At 53.8% G+C, this 21,105-nt stretch carries 21 protein-coding genes and 1 riboswitch; of the genes, 3 read left to right on the forward strand and 18 right to left on the reverse strand.

Features of this window, described 5'->3' with window-relative positions; genetic code table 11:
* Positions 1–197: 197 nt before the first annotated feature.
* From ACHHV8_RS28240 to nadX, 4 genes are all read right to left on the reverse strand, one after another.
* Positions 198–1,487 (reverse strand): nucleobase:cation symporter-2 family protein, encoded by a 1,290-nt coding sequence (locus ACHHV8_RS28240; protein ID WP_395162665.1) that lies wholly within the window; start codon positions 1,485–1,487, stop codon positions 198–200.
* Positions 1,487–2,095, reverse strand: coding sequence for a xanthine phosphoribosyltransferase (locus ACHHV8_RS28245; protein ID WP_395162666.1), 609 nt, complete (start codon positions 2,093–2,095; stop codon positions 1,487–1,489). The genes ACHHV8_RS28240 and ACHHV8_RS28245 overlap by 1 nt, the downstream gene beginning before the upstream one ends.
* Positions 2,096–2,254: 159 nt before the next feature.
* A riboswitch (purine riboswitch) is annotated at positions 2,255–2,358 on the reverse strand.
* 287 nt (positions 2,359–2,645) lie between these two features.
* Entirely contained in the window at positions 2,646–4,049 is a 1,404-nt protein-coding gene (locus tag ACHHV8_RS28250; RefSeq protein WP_395162667.1) for an NAD-dependent malic enzyme, read from the reverse strand.
* 27 nt (positions 4,050–4,076) lie between these two features.
* Positions 4,077–4,883 carry an aspartate dehydrogenase gene (gene nadX / locus ACHHV8_RS28255; protein ID WP_395162668.1) on the reverse strand — a complete coding sequence of 269 codons (807 nt, stop codon included), beginning with the start codon at positions 4,881–4,883 and terminating at the stop codon, positions 4,077–4,079.
* Between the two features lie 135 nt (positions 4,884–5,018).
* On the opposite strand from nadX, the gene ACHHV8_RS28260 reads away from it, so the two are divergent.
* Entirely contained in the window at positions 5,019–5,360 is a 342-nt protein-coding gene (locus ACHHV8_RS28260; protein WP_395162669.1) for a 2Fe-2S iron-sulfur cluster-binding protein, read from the forward strand.
* A gap of 159 nt (positions 5,361–5,519) precedes the next feature.
* On the opposite strand, the gene ACHHV8_RS28265 is transcribed toward ACHHV8_RS28260, so the two are convergent.
* The 13 genes from ACHHV8_RS28265 to ACHHV8_RS28325 form a co-directional block, all read right to left on the reverse strand.
* On the reverse strand, positions 5,520–5,819 hold the full coding sequence (locus ACHHV8_RS28265) for a hypothetical protein (protein WP_395162670.1): 300 nt from the start codon (positions 5,817–5,819) through the stop codon (positions 5,520–5,522).
* A gap of 84 nt (positions 5,820–5,903) precedes the next feature.
* Positions 5,904–6,374: a RidA family protein gene (locus tag ACHHV8_RS28270; RefSeq protein WP_395162671.1), complete on the reverse strand. Its 471-nt coding sequence runs from the start codon at positions 6,372–6,374 to the stop codon at positions 5,904–5,906.
* Positions 6,375–6,395: 21 nt separating this feature from the next.
* Positions 6,396–6,680, reverse strand: coding sequence for a 2Fe-2S iron-sulfur cluster-binding protein (locus ACHHV8_RS28275; RefSeq protein WP_395162672.1), 285 nt, complete (start codon positions 6,678–6,680; stop codon positions 6,396–6,398).
* Between the two features lie 44 nt (positions 6,681–6,724).
* Entirely contained in the window at positions 6,725–7,402 is a 678-nt protein-coding gene (locus ACHHV8_RS28280) for a GntR family transcriptional regulator (RefSeq protein WP_395162673.1), read from the reverse strand.
* A 100-nt stretch (positions 7,403–7,502) separates the two neighbouring features.
* Positions 7,503–8,033, reverse strand: a complete 531-nt coding sequence (locus ACHHV8_RS28285; protein ID WP_395162674.1) for a chromate transporter — start codon at positions 8,031–8,033, stop codon at positions 7,503–7,505.
* 12 nt (positions 8,034–8,045) lie between these two features.
* On the reverse strand, positions 8,046–8,621 hold the full coding sequence (locus ACHHV8_RS28290; protein WP_395162675.1) for a chromate transporter: 576 nt from the start codon (positions 8,619–8,621) through the stop codon (positions 8,046–8,048).
* Between the two features lie 61 nt (positions 8,622–8,682).
* Positions 8,683–9,156 carry a GlcG/HbpS family heme-binding protein gene (locus tag ACHHV8_RS28295; RefSeq protein WP_395162676.1) on the reverse strand — a complete coding sequence of 158 codons (474 nt, stop codon included), beginning with the start codon at positions 9,154–9,156 and terminating at the stop codon, positions 8,683–8,685.
* A 48-nt stretch (positions 9,157–9,204) separates the two neighbouring features.
* Positions 9,205–10,671, reverse strand: a complete 1,467-nt coding sequence (locus ACHHV8_RS28300) for an aldehyde dehydrogenase family protein (RefSeq protein ID WP_395162677.1) — start codon at positions 10,669–10,671, stop codon at positions 9,205–9,207.
* Between the two features lie 391 nt (positions 10,672–11,062).
* Positions 11,063–11,767, reverse strand: coding sequence for an iron-containing redox enzyme family protein (locus ACHHV8_RS28305; RefSeq protein ID WP_395162678.1), 705 nt, complete (start codon positions 11,765–11,767; stop codon positions 11,063–11,065).
* 186 nt (positions 11,768–11,953) lie between these two features.
* Positions 11,954–12,262, reverse strand: coding sequence for a hypothetical protein (locus ACHHV8_RS28310; RefSeq protein ID WP_395162679.1), 309 nt, complete (start codon positions 12,260–12,262; stop codon positions 11,954–11,956).
* A 22-nt stretch (positions 12,263–12,284) separates the two neighbouring features.
* Positions 12,285–12,983: a hypothetical protein gene (locus tag ACHHV8_RS28315; RefSeq protein WP_395162680.1), complete on the reverse strand. Its 699-nt coding sequence runs from the start codon at positions 12,981–12,983 to the stop codon at positions 12,285–12,287.
* Between the two features lie 8 nt (positions 12,984–12,991).
* Positions 12,992–13,360 carry a hypothetical protein gene (locus ACHHV8_RS28320; protein WP_395162681.1) on the reverse strand — a complete coding sequence of 123 codons (369 nt, stop codon included), beginning with the start codon at positions 13,358–13,360 and terminating at the stop codon, positions 12,992–12,994.
* A gap of 2 nt (positions 13,361–13,362) precedes the next feature.
* Positions 13,363–14,115 carry a creatininase family protein gene (locus tag ACHHV8_RS28325; RefSeq protein ID WP_395162682.1) on the reverse strand — a complete coding sequence of 251 codons (753 nt, stop codon included), beginning with the start codon at positions 14,113–14,115 and terminating at the stop codon, positions 13,363–13,365.
* A 125-nt stretch (positions 14,116–14,240) separates the two neighbouring features.
* Here ACHHV8_RS28325 and yyaC point away from each other — a divergent pair, with 125 nt between their 5' ends.
* The gene (gene yyaC, locus ACHHV8_RS28330) at positions 14,241–14,858 is read left to right on the forward strand and encodes a spore protease YyaC (protein ID WP_395162683.1); all 618 of its coding nucleotides are present in this window, start codon (positions 14,241–14,243) and stop codon (positions 14,856–14,858) included.
* Between the two features lies 1 nt (position 14,859).
* On the opposite strand, the gene ACHHV8_RS28335 is transcribed toward yyaC, so the two are convergent.
* Positions 14,860–16,326 (reverse strand): hypothetical protein, encoded by a 1,467-nt coding sequence (locus tag ACHHV8_RS28335; protein WP_395163649.1) that lies wholly within the window; start codon positions 16,324–16,326, stop codon positions 14,860–14,862.
* Positions 16,327–16,923: 597 nt separating this feature from the next.
* Here ACHHV8_RS28335 and ACHHV8_RS28340 point away from each other — a divergent pair.
* A complete protein-coding gene (locus ACHHV8_RS28340; protein WP_395162684.1) occupies positions 16,924–21,057 on the forward strand; it encodes a choice-of-anchor I family protein in 4,134 nt (1,377 codons plus the stop codon).
* Positions 21,058–21,105: the final 48 nt, after the last annotated feature.

A 21,105-nucleotide genomic window follows, 5' to 3' on the forward strand; every position in this document is an offset into this window, starting at 1 on the left:
TTACTATTGTCCCAAAATTTTGACATGAGCGCAAGAGGCCGGGGAGGGACGGCTAATGCCTGCCTCCTGCGATAATGCACAGGCTCCCGCGCAGCCCGCGGAGTATCTGTGTATTCGGGCAAACGAGGCGGCGGGCGCCCTCTAACAAAAACGTCCCTGCGCTTAAAGAGCAGGGACATTGGCTGAAATCAAGCCGGTCAGACAGCCTTGCGGGCGGCCGGCTCGGCATCCTTTTGCTTGGATAAGAACATATTCAATACGATCGCGGTCAAGGAGCCCGATACGATACCGCTTTGCAGCAGCATCTTCGCGAAATCCGGCAGCTGGTCGAACATCGCCGGCAGCGTAGCCGAACCCAGTCCGACGGCAATACTGCATGCCGCAATCAGCAGGTTGCTGTCCTTGCGCAGATCGACCTCGGACAATATCGAGATGCCGGAGGCGGCAACCGAGCCGAACATCACGATCATCGCTCCGCCCAGTACGGCGTTCGGGATGACGGTCGTCAGAGCGGCCAGCTTGGGCAGCAGGCCCAGAACGACCATAATGCCCCCCGCGGCGAAAATAACGTCGCGCGTTTTGACGCGGGTCAGCGAAATGAGCCCGACATTTTGCGAGAAAGCCGTGTAAGGGAACGCATTGAAAATACCGCCCAGCATTATCGCCAAGCCCTCGGAGCGCAAGCCGCTGACGATCTGCTTCGGCTCAACCTTCTGCTCCGTCGCTTTGCCTACCGCAAAGTATACCCCGGTGGATTCCACCATACTGACGATATTGACGATAATCATCGTGATGACCGCCGTAATGCTGATCTGCGGAACGCCGAAATAAAACGGCTGCGCAATACTGAACCACGATGCTTCCGCGACCGAGGAGAAATGCACGATTCCCAGCGCATATCCGGCAGCCGTTCCGGCCACCAGCCCGACCAGCACGGAAATCGAACGCAGAAATCCGGTCGCAAAGCGGTTCGTCAGCAAAATAACGACGAGCGTGCCCAGCGCCAGAAGCAGATTGTGCAGCTGGCCAAAATCCGGCGCGCCCTGTCCCCCGGCCGCATTGTTCATCGCGACGGGAATCAGGGAAAGACCGATGATCGTCACAACCGAGCCGGTGACAATCGTCGGGAAAAACCTCAGCATTTTGCCGTACAGAGGGGCCGCCAGCACAACGAACAGCCCGGATAATATAATGGCCCCGTAAGCGGTCGCCAAATTCGAAGCGGAGGCGATTGCAATGATCGGCCCGACCGCGGTGAAGGTACAGCCCAGAATGACCGGCAGACGGCTGCCGAAATATTTGGTGCCCATGACCTGCAAAATCGTGGCGAGTCCGCAGGTGAACAGGTCAGCGGCGATGAGATACGCCATCTGTGTTCCGTTCAGCTTAAGCGCGCCGCCGACAATGAGGGGCACGACCACGGCGCCGGCGTACATAGCCAGCACGTGCTGAAAGCCCAAAGTGATGACCTTTTGTTTGCTTAGCATTATACTTTCTCCTTCACAAGGGACAGTGCGCTCTCGTCCTCGATAAAATGAACTTCTCCGGGAGCCATCGAGGCGATTCTCGCCAGGGAATGAACGCGGACGTCCTTTTGCTCCAGAAGGCTGCGGCCTTCCTGGAAGCTTTTTTCGATAACGCAGCCGACGCCGACAAGCTCCGCTCCCGATTGCTTCACAATATCGACCAATCCGACCAATGCTGCGCCCGTTGCAAGGAAATCGTCCACGATCAGAACCTTGTCCTGCGGACCCAGATAGTTGCGGGAAATGCTCACCTGGTACGTCTCCTGGCGCGTAAACGAATGCACCGGCGCGGTATACACCTGCTCGGCCAGCGTCACGGCTTTCTTCTTCTTCGCGTAAATGAACGGCACGTTCAGCGCAATTCCCGTCGCCATCGCAAACTGAATGCCGCTGGCCTCAATCGTCAGCACCTTCGTAACCGTCTCGCCTGCAAAAATCCGTGCGAACTCCTTGCCGATCTCCAGCGCAAGCTGCGTATCCACCTGATGATTCAAAAACGAGTCGACCTTCAGCACCGTATCGGACAGAATTAATCCTTCCTGCCGTATACGCTCTTCCAATAATTTCATTGTCCCTTTACCGCTCCTTCTCCAAATAAAAAAAGGACAGACTTCCCTGAGCCGTTTCTCTCAAGTGAAGCCTGTCCCTCCGGGCTTTGAACCCTTATGGCGTAACAAGTGTACATCCGCCGAACCTTCGGACTCCCGCCTAAAGACGCCGAAGCCGGTTCAGGATGCGCGCTCACTCATAGTCGGACAATTGCGTTGGTTATCCGGTAGAAACTTATGGGCCATATCCCCAAAATTATACGAGTCGTTTGAAGTTATACATGTATAGTACACACTCTTCCCAACGGTTTCAAGTGGAATTTTTTATTTTTCGACAAGGTTCGATTCGCGCCGTCCGCTTAAAGGATACGGGGGCACCCTATCCTCATCCTTCATTGGGCTTTGGCTTTAGACGAACCATGACCGACCTTTGGCGAAAAGGGGCTCTTTTCGTCGAAGCCGCAGCCGCTAAGGGCCGATTCTGCTGCAAAAAGCGACAAAAAAGTCAGCTTGAACCGGTCTTGGCTCAAGCGGACTCGAATAGCGGTTAAATCCTTATCGCGGTGCGCGATTATCTGAAATCAGGCGGGATCCGGCGCGCGGTTCCCGTCAAAATCGCCGCTTCAATAGTGGCATGACGTACCTTCGCAACGACCTGCTCATTGAAAATACTCGGAATAATATACTGGTCGTTCAGCTCGCTCTCCGAAACGACGGATGCGATCGCGCGGGCTGCAGCCAGCTTCATCGGTTCGTTGATGTGGCGGGCGCGGCAGTCCAGCGCTCCCCGGAAAACACCGGGGAATACGAGCACGTTGTTGATCTGGTTCGGATAGTCGCTTCGGCCTGTCGCAAACACGCGCACATGCGGAAGCGCTTCTTCCGGATCGATCTCCGGCTTCGGATTCGCCATCGCAAACACAATGCGGTTCGGCGCCATTTTCTGCACGTCCTCCGCATTCAATAAACCGCCTCGGGATACGCCGATGAAGACGTCGGCTCCCTCGATCACATCCTTCAGCGTACCCGGCTGATCCTCAACCTGCGGCTGCTCGGCAAGCCACTGCCACATCGGGTACGGGTACTGGCCGCCGCGGACGATCGCACCGTCCCGGTCAACGGGAACGAGCCGCTTGACGCCGGCTGCCAGCAGCATTTTGCAGATCGATACACCGGCTGCGCCAATGCCGTTAACGACGACGCGTACATGCTCCATCCGTTTGCCGACAACCTTCAGCGCGTTCAGCAGACCTGCAATGACGACGATGGCCGTCCCGTGCTGGTCGTCATGGAATACCGGCATATCCAGCTCTTCGGCAAGACGCGTTTCGATCTCGAAGCAGCGAGGAGAACTGATGTCCTCTAGGTTGATGCCGCCGAAGATCGGGCTGATCGCCTTGATCGTCCGGATAATCTCTTCCGTATCCTTCGTATCCAGGCAGATCGGGAACGCATCTACGCCGCCCAGCTGCTTGAACAGCATCGCTTTCCCTTCCATAACCGGTGCCGCCGCATGCGGACCGATATCGCCCAAGCCGAGTACGGCGGTGCCGTCGGTTACGACTGCGACCGTATTTCTTTTAATCGTAAGCGAGTAAGCTTTCTGCGGATTCTCATGAATAGACGTGCACACGCGCGCAACGCCCGGCGTGTAGACCCGAGACAGGTCGTCCCGGTTCTTGATCGGCAGATTCGGCTGAACCGAGATTTTACCGCCCAAATGCACGAGGAACGTGCTGTCGGAAACGTTGATGATTTCGATACCGTCAAGCTGTTTCAGCGCTGCTACGACATCTTCCTCCGTTTTGTCGGCTACGTGTACCGTGATGTCGCGGATGGACGTTTCTTGTCCGGGACGAATGACGTCAATGGAGGTGATGTCCCCGCCGGCTTTGCTGATCGCAGAAGCGACATCGCCAAAATTGACTTTGGCATGCGTTAATTCAAGACGCAAAATAATACTGTTATAGGCCATACCGGTGACCTCCTCTTATGAATTGAATTAGATGCCGATAACAAAGGAAGAGCTCATATCCCGCAAGGTTTTGATCACACTCATGGCTACAATATAACCGGTTTTCGGATTGCGTGCGGAGGGAGTGTTCTGAATTTGAAGCTTTATTTGTCCGAACTTTCCTCTGGCTTCAATCTCGTGCGTATTATGCGAAATCGTCGGGTCGACGTACACTTTTACCTTCGTTTGGTCAAAGCCGACGCCGGCCATGCTCAAGGCCGCCGAAACATTCACGCTCTCCGGGAACAGCCGCGCCGAATCGCGGGCAACGCCTTCGAATGCACAGTACGGCTCACGCAGCTCGGCCAGATTCACCTGCTGCTCGATCAACGTGCCGTACCAAGCCTTGGGCGGCTTGCGCGTCGTCAGGGTTACCTCCTCCATCGGACCGAGGCTGCCTGCGGCGATCCGGTCCAAGCCTCCGATAGCGGCGGAAGGAACGATGATCTTGCGCCCGGCGGCTTCCGCTTTCTCCAAGAGCCGTTTCTGCAGCGCTTCCTCAGCGAACGCGCCTACACTGACCAGGATCAGGTCGGCTCCATGCTCCAGTGATTTTTCGCCGTAAGCCTGAACGGCCTGATGACCTGCACACTCCACGATCATATCCAACTTGCGCCCGAAAAATTCATCCTCCCGATCCGTCATAAGCTCCCGAACCGCTCCGGCCGTCTCGAATTTGGCAAGATCCCTTACCAGCACCGCCGACAGCCGGGACTTTCCCGCCTCGCCATTCAGCAGCGCCTGGGCTACATCCTCTCCGATCGTCCCATATCCTATGATCCCTATATTCAGCATAAAGTCCTCCTAGCACCTTTCATTTATCTTTTCGATATAATAGCTGGAACTCCTTCTATAATACCAAAAAAGTTGCATTTGGTATACCATAAACCAAATATTTGTGCTATAATAGACTCAAACCTAAGGGGAGGGATGCTTGTGCCATCTATTACTTTTCATACATCAGGCAAGGTCATCGAAGTAGATAAGGACGCGAATCTTCTCCGGACGTCCATCCGACACGAGGGTCCAGTTCCCTTTAAGTGCGGCGGCGGTCTATGCGGAACCTGTCGCGTTCGGATCGTAGATGGACAGGAGAATCTCAGTAAAGTTATGAAGAAAGAAGTCGAACGGCTCGGCAACGAGAAGATTGAGCAGGGCTTCCGTCTAGCCTGTCAAACCTTTGTTACCGGAGACGTTACCGTTTCGTGGGGCGAAGAAGACGTCGAACGGCTGAACAAAATCGCACAAAGAAGAATTAACGCGGCGCAATAATTTATAGAATCTGCAGCTATTTCAAACCAGGCGCATGCCTTCATCCCATGATGAAGGGGTGCGCTTTTTCGTTAGGGCCTGCCGGCACTTCCGTATAATCGGTGTATTCAAAAAAAGCGCAAGCTCCCTGCGGGTGCCTGCGCCTTCTTTTGATAAGGACTACTGAACCATAACGACCTTGCTGTCATCGTCCTGATTCAATTCATAAATTTCTTTCTCGATTTCCTCAACCGTTTCGAATTTAGGGAATACCTTCAACGGAATGCTGTTGTCCGGGAACACCTCGGAAACCCCTTGAATGACAATGCGCGTGACCGGATTTTTAATTTTGCAGATGGAGAAGGTCGTTTTTTTCTTGCCGAAGAAGTAATATTCATATTCTTTAACCGTTTCCAGATCCGGGTTTTCCGTTACCGTTTTGTAACGCTCAGTTGTGGATACCAAAATATATTCGCTCATTGTCATTACCTCCAGCTCATTGAATGTATTTGAGATTGAATTTAAAAATTTGACTTCAATTTAGGGTCTGCAGCTTCCCGGGCCTCATTCGAATCGAACGATAAGCTCCACTTCAACGGCGGCTCCGCCGGGTAAAGCAGCGACCCCGATAGCCGACCGGGCATGGATGCCTTTCTCGCCGAAAACCTCAACCAGCAGATCGGATGCCCCGTTCAATACGAAGGGAAGCTCCTCGAACGCGGGATCTGCCTGGATAAACCCCTCCATCTTCACTATGGAAACGATCCGGTCCAGATCGCCGAGCACGGTCTTCAGCGTGCCTAGATGGTTAATAATGCACTGTCGAGCTGCCTGGTAGCCTTCCTCCCTGGTTAGATCCTGACCGACCTTCCCTCGATACTGAAGCACGCCCCCCAGCTTAGGTGTCACACCGCTCAAATACATCATCGGCGGCACGATCGTATACGGGGCATAATTGCCGCTCGGCTTCGGCAGAGCTTCCAACACAATGTTCAGTTCCTTCAGCTTCGCTTCGGCTTGTCCGTGTCGTGTCAACAAAGGGATCTCCTCCAAGCTTTATTCCTGACAGAGCTCGATGTCTTCTGTGATATATAGCTGGCAGGCCAGGCGGTAGCCGTCATTCAGCTTCTCGCCCAACATTTTATTTTCCTTCCAATTCGGCTCCGGCAGCCCTTCGGCACCGGAAACGACCTTCACCATACATTTGGTACACTTACCCATGCCGCAGCCATACTTGAGATGAGGAAATTTTTTGATTCCGGCTAAAACGACCAAGTTGCTGTTGCTGCCGACCTCTTGTTCATAGACTTGACCGTTCTGTTGTAATTTCACGTTAGGCATCCAAAACACCTCCATCTGCGGCACTCGTCTTACCGATCTTGCCGTTATTCTTTCTCTAAGGCTTCCATATACGCTTTTTTGGAATTTTCCAAGTGAATTTTGGTTAAACTCTCCACAAGGTCCGCTTCCCCGTTGCATACGGCTACCGCCAATGCCCGGTGCTCTTCCATCGCTTTGCGCTGACGGCCCGGAAGCTCGTAGCCCAGCTGGACAAATGCCCGGATATAATCGGATAACCCGTCGAGCATCTGGGTCAGCCTTGGACTTTGCGCAGCCCTGAAAATAATATCATTGATATGAAAATGTACATTTTTGTAAGCTTCATCCACATCCGGCTTGGCAAGCGCTTCGTCGATCTCTTGAATAACTTTTTTCAAATCTTTGCGGTGCTCATCCGTCGCTCTTTGCGCGGCCATCTTCATCGCCAAGCTTTCCAGCGAGCCTAGAATGGTGAAGATTTCGATGATCTCCTCCGGGGAAAGCTTGGAGACAACGACGCCTTTGCGCGGCAAAGTTTTGACGAAGCCTTGAGACTCCAGCCGGAACAGCGCTTCCCGGATCGGGGTGCGGCTGACATTTAACAAATCCGCCAGCTCCCGCTCGATAATCCGTTCTCCTGACTTATATACGCCTGAAACGATAGCTTGCTTTATATATTGATAAACTTTATCGCGAATGGGACTAAGCTCTTCATCTTTCCATATGACGGGTGTCTCTGGCATCTGGTATACCTCCGAATGACGTTTTCCTTAGTTTAAACCATAGGATGTCATGTTTACAACATTCAATTCGAAGGGCATCTCTATGCTCTAAGCTGATAAATCAATGAAGAAAGAAAGCTCCATAAACCAAAGCGCTGGCTACCACAATCCCCGGATGAATCTTGAACTTCTCAAGCGCGATCAAACTGATGGCCGTCAGCGCGGCTGTCTGCCAAATCCCCGCCGACTCATAGGCACTGGCGAAAAACTGTAAGGCCAGGATGCCCAGCAGCACCGCCACAATCGGTCTGACGACCTGGGTCATGGCCGATACCTGCGGCGAATTTTTGAATAGATGCAAAAACTTGTAAAGAATGACCATCGCAATGGCGGTCGGAGCAATGGTGGCGATGAGCGCTACCAGCGCTCCGGGGATACCGGCCACCTGATACCCGATGTAGCCTGCGAGCTTAGTCGCAATCGGACTCGGCAGGGCGTTGCCCAGTGCCAGCACATCCCCGAACTGCTCCAGCGTCATCCAGCCGAAATGATCGACGACTTCTGCCTGAAGCAGCGGGATAATCGGCGGGCCGCCGCCGTAGCCCAGTATATTCGGGACGAAAAAAGCCCAAAACAGATATAGTAGCGTCATGCTGAGAATCCCCTATCCGGCGAATCGGCCTGCTGCTTTTTCCGTTTCTTGAACAAGTAGGTCGATTCGATAAATGCATAGGCAAGTGCAAAACCGATCAGCAGCCCTGGATTCAGGTCCAGAAAGTCCGATCACGACCACGGCGATGATCGTCCAAGCGATCGTCCTGCTTTTAACCCAGCTTTTCCACGATTTCAGGAAAAACTCGTAAGCCATCACCGCCATCATCACCCCGATGACCGGCTGTACCCCGTGGGTCATTCCGCCAACAATGCCGGAATCCTTCAATTTATAGATGAGTCCGAGCAGCACGATCATAGCAATCAGCACCGGGATAACCATAGCCACGATCGCGATCGTTGCGCCAAGAGCTCCCTTCACTTTGTAACCGATGTACCCGGCCATTTTGGTTGCGATGGGTCCTGGCAGTGCATTCCCCATCGCGAGCACATCGGTGAATTCCTCGTCGTTCATCCACTTGTACTTCTGCACAGCTTCCGCGTGCACCAGAGGAATCATCGATGGCCCTCCGCCGTAGCCGAGAACGCCAATCCGGAAAAAACCGAGGAACAGATTCCAGTATTCCATCTTCCTTCTCCACCTAACTATGGTTGACTGCAGAAAGCAGGCTGCGTAGGCCTTGCTTCCATTACTTCTTGATGTCCGCCTGCGTCATAACCTCGTAGTCGGGTCCGAGATGCGCTTGCAGCGCCTTCAAGGCCGCTGTGCCTACCGCCGTATCCTGCTCCCCGTTGCCTCCGCTGACGCCTACGCCGCCGACTACCTCGCCGTTGACGACGATCGGAAATCCGCCGACGAAGATCGCGAATTTGCCCGGCAGCATCGCATGAATCCCGAATGCTTCGCCTGTCGTCGAAGCCGGGCCGCCAGGCTGGTTGAACAGGTGAGTGGAGCGCTTGTGTCCGCTTGCCGTAAATGCTTTGGCAATCGCAATTTCCGGACCCGTGATGCGGCCGCCGTTCATCCGCTCAAGAGCGATGACATAGCCTCCGTCGTCCACGATGCAGATCGATTCAAGGGCTTTCACTTCCTCCGCGGCAGCCCGGGCCGCTTCGAGCATGATCTTTGCTTCCTCAAGTTCCAATTTCAAAGCCGATTTCATAGCTTCCTGCCTCCATTTCAAAGCCTGGTTGACTCAACGTATCGTATATTACACGCCGTGATAGACGCTTTTGATTTGCGTATAAAATTCGAGCGCGCCCCGTCCGGACTCGCGGTACGTCGCCGTACTCGACATCTTGACGCCGCCGAAAGGCACGTTAGGCGCATTGCCTGTCGTAGGACGGTTGACCTTCACCACACCGGATTGAATGCCTCCGATGAAGCTTTGAATCCGCTTGGCATCCGATGTACAGATCGATGCCGACAAGCCGAATTCCACATCGTTGGCAATCTGCATAGCCTGCTCGAAGGACGTTACCCGAATAACCGAAATGACCGGTCCAAAAATTTCTTCCTGGGCAATTCTCATATCCGGCTGCACCTTCGTAAAAATGGCCGGTCTGACGAAATACCCGTTAGCGTACTCGCCGTCGTTCAAATGCTCTCCGCCGTAGACGAGCTCAGCGCCTTCAGCTTTGCCGATCTCCACATATTCCAGCACGTTCTTCAGCTGGCTGGCATTGGCCAAAGGACCGACCTCCACGCCCTTCTGAAGCCCGCTGCCTACGGTCAGCTTCTCTGTTTTGGCAATGAGGGCCTCCACGAACGCGTCGTGCACGGAATCCATGACGAGCACGCGGCTCGTGCCGGTACAAGCCTGGCCGGTCAGCTCGAAGCCGCCTTTAATGGCGAGCTCGGCTGCCTGCTCTACATCCGCGTCTTCCATGACGAGCAGCGGGTTCTTGCCGCCAAGCTCCAGCTGGACGCGGGTGCTCAAGCGGACGGAGCGGTTGATCGATTCGCCGGCGCCAGTCGAGCCTGTGAACGTGACGGCCTTGACGGCAGGATGCGTAACGAGCGGCTTCGCCGTCTTGGATGCCGAGCCGGTGACGAAGTTGATCACACCTGCAGGCAGGCCTGCGTTGTGCAGCGCTTCTACCAGGCGAAGGGCGATCAGCGGCGTATCGGACGCCGGCTTGAAGACGACGGTATTGCCGGTAACGAGCGCCGGCGCGATTTTGCGGACCGGGATCGAGATCGGGAAGTTCCAAGGCGTAATGACCGTAACGACGCCGAGCGGTTCTTTACGGGTGTATACGAAAGTTGTCGGATCATCGGACGGCAGCGTCTCTCCGGCGATATTCATGCCTTCGGAGGCGTAATAGCGCAGCGTCTGTGCCGAGCGCTTCACTTCCATCCGGCTGCTGGCCAGCGTCTTGCCCTCCTCGCGGGTCAATTCCTGGGCGTATTGCTCAAGTCCCGCTTCCAGCAGGTCCGCCGCTTTGTACAGGATCTCCGCCCGTTTGCTCGGCGCGGTTGTTTTCCACGTCTCAAAAGCGCGTTCAGCCGCTTCAATCGCCTGGATCACATCGTCCTCGGTCGAGGCCTGGAACCGTCCGACCACCTCGTCGGCCTGCGCCGGGTTCGTGCTGTCGAAGGTCGCGCCGCTGGCGGATTCCACCCACTCGCCGTTCACTAAGTTTTTATAAGTTTGTACTGCCGTTTCGATTGCCATGGGAATCCCCTTTCTTGGGCGGGATGGGCGCTTATTCAACATCGAGTAAAAAACGCTGCCTAAAGCGGGTGCTGCGGGAAATCGGCCGCTGCGGCAAAGGAATGTGTCTCCGATCGCTGTTGAAATCGTGAATCATTTCATTGCATCTATCACCGGTAGATTCACGATTTCAAAGGCGAACACTTCGTTTCTCCGACACATCCCTTTCCCTTCGCTAAGCTTTTGAGAGCTAAAGCCTGGCTTAACCCTCAATTCAAAACTCCAAAACCAAAGGCAGTGCCATTCCTCCAGCCACTCTCTGTTGAATAAGCGAATCTACTATATTAAACGAATACCCGAGAAGCGGTTATTCATTCTCGGGTATGGATAAGTCTTATCTTAAAGTGCGGTATTATTTGCCCAGAAACTCGCGGGAGATGCCGGCCAGATACATTCTGCGCATTTTCGTAGCTTCTTCTACGATCTCGATGCAGCGTTGTTGCTCTTCAGGCGTTCTAGCGTATTCCAGAACGATTTGGTAGCCGCGCTCGCCATGAATCTCGTCGGATACGATATGCAGGTCGAAGAATTCCACTTCCTCGTCGGTGAAGCCGTATTTCTCACGAAGCGTAGGAGTTTGTCTGCGATAGATCGCAGGCACCTGGGATTCCAAGCCTACAACCAAAGCTGCGGTAGCGTACAGGAAGTTTTCTTTGAACGCCATCCGATAGCACCAGGATTGCAAGCCGATCGTTTCAGGAAGCAGCTCATCCATAGCTTCGATCCGTTCGCGAGTCGTTCCGCAGGATTCGCCGAAGCGGATCAGCAGATCGGTGTGACGGTCGCCGCCGAGCTCTTCTTCCCACATGTTTTGCAGCAGGAAGTCTCTTGCGTCCTCATGCGGACAGTTGGCATATACATAAGCTAAGTATTCGGCGAACGGGCCTACATAAGCATAATGCTGTTCAACCCATCTTGCGAAATGCTCTTTCTTCAGTTCGCCGTTGGCCCACATTGTTGTGAAAGGCGCTTTGGCAACGGCATTCCCTTCAATGGCTTGCTCCAGTGCACGGCGGAATTCCTCTTTGTTCATCAAACGGGATTGGGTTAATGTCATTACAAAACACTCCTCTCAAAATGTAAAAAATGTAGGATAAGTAAGAAAAACTGCTTACAAGCTTAGGGGAAGATGCGTCGGCGGTTCGTCTCATTGTCCGAACCTATAATCTTTCTTTATTTGGTTTATGGTATATTGTATACCAAAAACCTTATGGCCTTATTATTACTCACCTGGGCTCATCTGTCAACCTACTTTTTTCAGAATAAGCAAGAGGAGCATCGACAGCAGTAAGTAAGCCGCCGTAAACGGCGCATTCCAGTTGGAAATACGATACGAGCTTTGGCCTGTCAGCGCAGACATCATGCCGGCCGTAGCGTTGTAAGGCCCCATCAAAAAGGCGGTTGCCGCTCCGGTAAGCATCGCAATAGCGGTCAGCTGCACGGAGATGCCCAGCGCCTGCGGATTCAGCGACTCCGCGGCTAACGCCAGCCCAACGGCGGGATGCAGTCCGGCAAAGGCCAGGCCGAACGGGATCAGCGGGATCAGCATCAAAAACAAATCGGCGCCGACAAGGTCACTTCACATCGATAATCCATGCGTTAATCACATGTCCCGCACCCGATGCCTGGATCGCCGAGATCATAAAGCCTGCGCTCAGAAACACAAAAAACTGCTCTTTCATCTTCAGCAGATGGGCCGGGAGCATAGCGCGTCCCTTTTCCACAAACCGCTTGCCTTTACCGATCAGTAAGGACCACAGGAAAGCGTATGGAACGACGGCCGTCGTCACCAGCAGCAAAAAGCTGAACCGGGTATAGTTCTCCAGCACGGAAATCAGAATAGTAAATACGAGTATGGCGACTAGAATATGAACCGGGTGGAAGGACCGGGCAGGAACGGTATGTCGCTCCCCCTCCTCCACTGCGCTCTCCCGCGCCGCGGCCGTCTCGTCCAGCAGGGCCGAGTCGAGATGCTTGAGCCGGCGGTTCGCGATCCATTGGCCCATCACGCAGTCAAGGACGAGCCCGAGCAGGCTGAAAGGAATCATGATCGGCAGAATCGAGCTCCACCGCGCGCCGGTCATTTCGATAATGACGCCGACGATCGGAGCGACCGGCGTCCAGACGATCGGCATGCTGTAGCCGTGCGTAATCGCCCGGCTGATAAACCGCTCTTTTTGCTGTATCGGATACAAGTCCAGCGAAGGACGTATCGTATGATACATCATCGGCAGCGCAGCCACATTCATAAAAGAGCTCAAAATGTAGGACAAGCCTGAAGTCACCGTATAAAGAAGGCCGGACCGCTTGATCGGACCAGCTGGATCATGCGCTGAATGCGCTGGGCATAGTTGCCGAGCTCGATAGGCAGCGCAATCAGGGGAATCAAGGCGAACAGGCTGAGAATATTCAACATATTGCCGAATCCGGTAATATACCGGGTCCAGGAAGCTCCGCTTGAAACCAGGAGCAGGAGGCCGATAACCAGAAAGACAGCCCCTAGCCCTTGGACGAAGCGGGGAACGGAAGCAAATACAGTGAGTACGATCAAGAGACTCAATATGGAAATGATCCATCCGACCAGAGGGCCGGGGTCGAAGGCGGACCACAAATAAGCAGCTACGGCGACGATGAACAAGAGCGGCTTCATAGTTAAATCACTTCTTTGACAGCCTTCGCCAAACGCTCGAGGGCGGTTTCTACAATTTCCTTTCCAATCTCGGCGCTTGCTTTGGTCGCGTCGCCGATGCATCCGTTACGCGTCATTTCTTCATAATAATAGAAGCCTTGCAGCGGATTGCCCGGGCGCAGCTTTTTCCAACGTCCCTCCTGATAGTCCGCCGCTTCCAAACGATCCTCACGCACGATATGAGGAGCCAGATACAGCGCTTCGGACACCTCGCGGTCACAGCTGTGGCCGTACAGCTTCGATTCGATACGGCGGTCCATCACGTCCTTGGCCGATGCCGTCGTTTTGGCATAATAGATGCGCACATCGAGCTCCCGGGTAAGAATATCTACGGCGACCCCAAGGGTAGACTGGTTGCCCCCGTGCGAATTGAGAATCAGGAACTGCTCGATGCCATGCTGCTTGAGCGACTTCATCATATCGCGCAGAATCGCAATCAGCGTAGTCGGATCCAACGAAATGGTCCCCGGAAAATGAAGATGGTGCGGCGATACACCCATGTTAATAGTAGGCGTCATTACGGCTTCGGGATAGAGCTTCTCCGTCAGACGTTTTCCCATTTCTTCGGCCAGGACCGCGTCGCAGCTTTCAACCATGTGTGGTCCGTGCTGCTCGTGGGCGCCAAGAGGGATAATGGCAATTTTTACTGTCGGAAGCGCTTCTTTCACTTCAGGCCAAGTCATCTGCGTTAAGATATAAGCATTTGGTGTAGTCATCCATTCACACTTCCTCTCTCTATATGGTATATTGTATACCTATGAAAAAAATGACGATAATTTGTTACCTTTTCCGATTAACTAAGCGGCCATTATCGATTACAATATAAATAGGAAGAAAGCAGGTGAAAACCAACATGATGCATCACAGCCACTATCTCGATAAAAAATCGGTGGTATACTTATCAGACGCATTAACCAAACATTACTACAAGCATCCGGAGTACACGGAAATTGTCATCGTCTGCATTGGGACGAACCGCTACTCGGGTGATAGCCTGGGGCCGATGGTCGGCAGCCGGCTGCTCGAACGTCTTGAAGGGCATCATCGCGTACATATTTTCGGTACTTTGGATAAGCCCGTTCACGCCTTGAATTTGCAGAAGACGCTGTCTCATATCGCCCAGAAGCACAGCCGCGCTTATGTGATTGCCGTGGACGCATGCCTCGGTCAATACTTCAAGATCGGTACGCTTCAAGTGGTGGAGGAACCTCTGCAGCCGGGAGTCAGTCTTGACAAGCAGCTGCCTCCCATCGGTCATGTGCATATCAAAGGCATTGTTAACAACTTCAGCCCGCTTAACCATAAGGTACTGGAACATACCAGTCTGACATTCGTCCAGGACATGTCCGCCGTTGTCAGCCGAATCTTGGTGAAGGTGAGCCAAGATATCGTTCCCGGGCTTGTTCAAAAGCAAGCTTCGATGGATCAGGCATCGGACTCTCTGTCCTCCAGCAGCTAAGCTACCAGATCAGCAGAGCGGTGATCGTTGCAACCGCGAGTCCGATGGCAACAGGCAGGAAGTTTTTCCGCGCCAGGTCAATTACGGATACCCCAGCAAAGCCGGCTACCGCAACCAGAGACGACCAGGCAATCAGCGTTCCCCCGCCGGACCATACAGAACCCATTTGACCGATAGCGGCCAATGTCGCAGGATCCATACCAACCGTAGGAGCCAATGCGCCGGATAGCGAGCCTGTCAGCGGCAGTCCGGAGAAGCCGGAGCCTTCAAGCCCCGCGATAATACCGATGATCAGAATCCCGAAGGCGGTAAAGAAGCCGTTGGAAGGAATGGCGTACTGCACGGACATTACCAGGTCATACAGGAATGCCGGAGCTTGTACATTCTCGCCAAGGGACAGGACGCTTTTGGAGAAATCGGCGTTTCCTAAGAAGAAAAAGCCTGCAATCGGAATGACCGGGCCCATTGCTTTGAAAGCAAAGACGAAGCCTTCGGTCAAATGATCGCTGATCTTGTCCAATGCGGCAACCTTCGAGAACACGGTACAGGAAAGAATGAGCAGGATTACGGCAACCCCGCCGATAAACGCCGCACCGTCTCCCCCTTCGAATCCCCCCATCGCCGCAGCACCGCCGAATTTACTTGCGGCCATAACAATCATCACAGCCAGCATCGACAACGGCACCAGAATGGAGAAAATCTTCGACCATTTGAGAACATTCGGCGGCAGTGTCTCTACGGCAGCCGCAGCTTCAGCGAAATCCGGAGTTACCAGCGTAGGCACGCTATTCGCGCTCTCTTCCGCCTGGGTTACAACCGGTGCGTCCGCCTTGCGGATGGCTTTGCGGTGCATCAGGTAAGCCCCCATAATGGAAACGACACCTGTAATCAGGGACAGCACCATCGCCTTATCGGCTACAGCACTTGTGGCTATCCCAGCCCCTTTGGCGCTCAGCATAGGCGCGATCTGCATGACGTAGTCGGAGGACAACGCCATCCCTTGACCGGCAAGCGCAACGGCCATCGCTGCAGCCATCGGAGGCAGGCCGACCCGAATCGCTGCCGGGAACAGAAGCGCACCGATCAGCGGCACGGCTGGCGTTGGCCAGAAGAACAGGGAGATGACATAAGTGACAATCGCAAGCACGAAGAAAGCAACGTGTCCATTGACAATCAGCTTCTGAATCGGCCGAATCATCCGGCGATCCGCTCCAATATCACGCAGCGATGCCAGCAAGGCCACCATGAACGTGATGATCAGAAAAATGGTGAAAAGTTCTTTTGCTGCGGTGAGGTTGGCATTGTACACAGCTTTAAAGCCGCTGATGATATCGCCTTTGTAAACCCAGCCGACCAAGAAGGTGCCTGCCAGCGTCGGAATGACAACGCCGCGCCGGAATAACATGACGACAATGACGGCAACTGTAACTAAAGCATACACCACATGTGATAAAGTAATCATCAGCATCCCCTGCCCCATCGAATTTATGTCCTTCGGAAAGATTGTAGCACATCTTTCGGGGTAAAAACAGACTTTATTGGCTCATTGTATACAATTTTTTCGTGATTAACAGTCCTTTTAACCTAATTCTTCCCTTTTTCCACTACTTTTGTGTTACATTTCATGACATTACATAAAAGCAGTGGCTACTCGGGAGCATCCTGAACGACATTGAAATGAATGACACGCCAATATTTCCAGGGGATTACAGTTGTTGCCAATAAGGTTTAAAGGAATATTTTCCCTTTAACGGCACCGGTTTTCATCACCTCTCACTATGTGATTTCTCCTGCTGCATGAAAACGATCACTTTCATTTCATTGAAAGCGATTACATATATCGTACCATATTTCATTAAAAAGTGGTAGAGTTATTGCATTTTGTATACAATAAATTGCATGGTAAGTATAGTCAGGACCGCAAATCTGGAAATCCGAGCGACAGCGGCCTTCTTTTTTCACAGCCTTTACCAATTCTTCATATGACGTTAATACAATATGGGAGATTCGACCTATCCAAGTTTCCTATAATGAGTAGGAAACCTGGACAGAAGGAGTGAAAAAGTTGAAGAAGGTTAACCGAACTAGGATTTCCGGCATCCTGACCGGCGCCATGCTGGTCTCCAATGTGTTTTTCACGCTACCGGCATTAGGAGCGGCGGCAGTTGCACCGGGAACACCTTACACGGCCAATGGCACATATGACGTGCAGGTTCCCCACGTATTCATTCAGCAGGTTTACGGAAATGCCGCCGATTCCAAGGCCTCGGCATCTCACAGCTTTATCGAGCTGTACAATCCGACCGACAACGACGTGAATCTGAACGGCTGGTCGCTGCAGTATTCACAGTGCATCGCCGAAACCGTCAACTGCTCGGCAGGCTCGTCCGCCTGGGTAAAGCTGAACTTGAACAACACCATCAAGGCGCATTCATCCTATTTGGTGGTCGGCAGCCCGACCGGCTCGACAGCGGCCGCCAAGCTAACCGTCAATCCGGCAGATGCCGACCAGTCCTGGGACAATCAGGTGTTGTCGAGCAAAGGAATGAAGGTTGCTTTGATGAGCAACCAGACGCTTCTGCAGGACACGAATCCGTTTGCAGCTTCGCCGAAGCCCGCGGGTTATGTGGACATGCTAAGCGCCGGCAGCAATGACGTGCCTTCGAGCATCGATGGTGCGGAAGGCGTGATCCCGGCCGCAGGCTTTTCCAAGAAAAAATCGCTGCGCCGTATAGATTTGACCGATACGGACAATAACAATACCGATTTTGAACAGATTGACTATAGCTCAGGCTCTACTCCGAAGGCTCCTCATTACGGGAAAGACGGCGAATGGGGCGTCACCTATCCCCCGATCGGTTTGAATACCGCAAGAATAGCAGACGGTTATGAGAACACCCCTTACTCCGCATCCGTTTCCTCCCTTGTCTATGGCGGCAAAAAGCCTTATACCTATCAAGCGAACGCTCTTCCGTCATGGCTGACCCTGGATGCGAACACCGGGCTGCTGTCGGGCACGCCGTCTGGGGCCGGGGACTACAGTGTATCCTTGTCCGTCTATGACAGTGTGTATAGCTATGTCACCCGTCCCTTACATATTCAGGTTCGTACAGAGCCGGCACCGAATGCATTCGACTTAAGCAAAATAGGCTCCTATACGGTCGGTACCGTCAGCAAGGACGGGGGTGTCGCTGAAATCGTTAAATACAACAAAGATAACGGCAAATTTTATCTCGTCAACGGATTCACCAAAAAACTGGATATCGTCAAGCTGTCTCTGGATGCGGAAGGCATGACGGCGGAAAAATCCGTCGATGTCCAGGCGTTGAGTGAGACGGACGGGTTCGTGTACGGAGATTTGACAAGTGTCGACGTTAATACATCCACCCGAACGATCGCGATTGCGGTTCAGGAGCTGGATCCGGCCAAGAACGGGAAAATTATCGTGCTGGATTATGACGGTAACCTGCTGAAATCGTATGAGGCCGGCGTGCAGCCGGATATGATCAAATCGACGCAGGACGGCCGCTACATTCTCACAGCCAATGAGGCGGAAAAGCGCGACGCTTCCGTGGATCCGGAAGGCGGCGTGACGGTGGTCGATACCTTGACGGGCATCGCGACGAATGTCAAGTTTGACAACCCGGACATCATCGCGGACGATGTACATATTCGCGGTACGTCCAGCGACAGCGCCCCTCAGATCACAACGCAGGGCACCAAAGCCGATGCCGTGTTTGATTTTGAACCGGAGTATATTGCCCTATCGGCTGACCAAACCAAGGCTTATGTGACGCTTCAGGAGAACAACGCCATCGCCACCCTAGATATTGCAGGCAAAGCGTTCACCTCTGTAAAAGGCCTCGGCTTCAAGGATCTGAACGATCCGAACAATGCGCTGGACCTGATCAATGACGGTATGATCAAGCTGGAGAACGCCCCGTTCAAGGGGATGTATATGCCGGATGGCATTGCCAGCTATACGGTGAACGGCAAAACCTACGTTTTCACTGCCAACGAAGGCGACGTGACGGACTGGACAGGCAGAAAGAACGGCAGCACGATCGGTGCGGAAGCCTCCAAGCTGCAAACAGGAACCGATGCGGAAATATTCGTCCAGGCGCATCCGGAGTATAAAAATGTCGAGGCAGCAAGCGACATGGACCATGACAGCATCTATTTGTTCGGCGGACGCTCGTTCTCCGTATGGGACGCCGATACGATGGTCAAGGTATACGACAGCGGAAACGATTTTGAGAACATTACGGCCTATCGCCTCCCGGCGAATTTCAACGCAAGCAATGACGATGTCGCCAAAGATAAACGCAGCCCGAAAAAAGGCCCGGAGCCGGAGGATATTAAAGTCGCCAAGGTCGGGAGCAGAACGCTTGCCTTTATCGGCCTCGAACGGGTAGGCGGTATCATGACTTACGATGTAACCGATCCGACCAAGCCGGTGTTTGCCAACTATCTTAACACCCGCGATTTCTCAGTGACCGATTTCCAGACCGATACCGGCCCGGAGGGCATTGAATTTATCCCTGCGGCCCAGAGCCCGACAGGCCTGCCGCTCCTGCTCGTAGCCAATGAAGTCGGCGGACGGGTAGCCGTGCTGCAGTTCAACGTGCAAAAGCTCGCCTTAAGCTCTGCGGCGCTGACGCTGAGAGTTGGCGACGCGCCGACAGCCTTGACGGCGGACATTACGCCTCAGCCGGCTTCGGGCCAAGTGAGCTGGCAATCGTCCAATCCGGCCGTAGCCGCAGTGGATGCCGACGGTAAAGTAACGCCGGTGGCGGCAGGTACCGCTATCATCACAGCTGTGTCGCCGGATGGCTACGCCGCCGCGGAAAGCACAATTACCGTCGTGAACCGCAGCCGGAGCCATAGCGGCGGAAGCAGCAGCGGCGGTAACAATGGCGGTGGCGGCTCCGCCCCATCCTCTGATACGCCGATCAGCGTCCAGCCCGGAGCCGATCAGCCTACCGTCTCGGTGGAGTTGACTGCACAGACGACCGATACAGGCGCAGCCAAAGCCGAGCTGACAGCCGGACAGGTGTCGGAGCTGTTGAAGGCAGCCGAAGAATCCGCCGGAGGGGATGCCCCTTCGATCGAGATTACAATCAACGCAGAGGCAGACGCGAAGCAGCTGCTGCTGTCGATCCCTGCAGACGCCTTCGCACAGGTAAGCGGCAGCGACGCAGCAGCCTTGAAGCTGAATACGCAGCTCGGCGTCATGACGCTGGATAAGACGGCGATTGCCGCCATCTCTAACGCTTCTTCGGCCGGCGGCGAAATTTCCATCAGCCTCACCAAGGCGGATGGAAGCTCTATCCGCCAAAGCCTCGAACCCGGACAGAGCGATGCCTTCGAGCAAATCGTTAATGACCATCCGGTAATGAATTTTGAAATTACGGCAGGAGATCATCGCGTATCCAGCTTCAATGGAGGCACCGTTCATCTTGCAGTTCCTTATACGGCGGCAGCCGGGGAAGATGCGCATGCCATCGTGAGCTACTACATTGCAGACAATGGCACGATGACGGTTATTCCTAACAGCACTTATAACGCCAATAGCCATATGCTCGATTTCAGCGTGAAGCATTTCTCCACTTACGCCGTAGGCTACCATCAAGTCAAGTTCGCCGATACGGACGCAAGCTTCGCCAAGCAGCAAATTGCTTATTTGGCAGCCAGAGACATTATCAACGGCGTTACTCCGGATACGTTCTCTCCGGAAGCCTCCATTACGCGCGCAGACTTCACTCTGATCCTGTCCCGGATCGCCGGCGCCGATCTGAGCGGGGCCGCAGCTCCAGCGTTTAAGGACGTACCGTCCGACCGTTATTACGCCAAGTCGGTTCAGTGGGCCGTGCAGGCGGGTATTACGGACGGCATCTCGTCCGATGCCTTCGCTCCGGACGCGCAAGTGACCCGGGAGCAAATGGCCGCGATGATCGTCCGCTTGGCGCAATCCATGCATTATACCTTGCCGGTCACCGTACCAGCGGCGGATTTCGCCGATCAGGCTTCCATACCGGCCTATGCGCTGGACGCAGCCAAAGCCGTGCAGCAGGCGGGCATCGTTTCCGGCAAGTCCTACAGCGACAAACAGGGCAGCTTCTTCGCTCCGAAGGATGCGGCTTCCCGCCAGGAAGCGGCCAAGATGCTGGCGATTCTCATGCAGGAAATGTTCAAGTAAGTCGGTTGCACAGCCAGCCAAGGCCATAAAATAAAAAACTGCGGGTAC

Source organism: Paenibacillus sp. TAB_01, from assembly GCF_043945595.1.
Taxonomy (GTDB): Bacteria; Bacillota; Bacilli; order Paenibacillales; family NBRC-103111; genus Paenibacillus_S.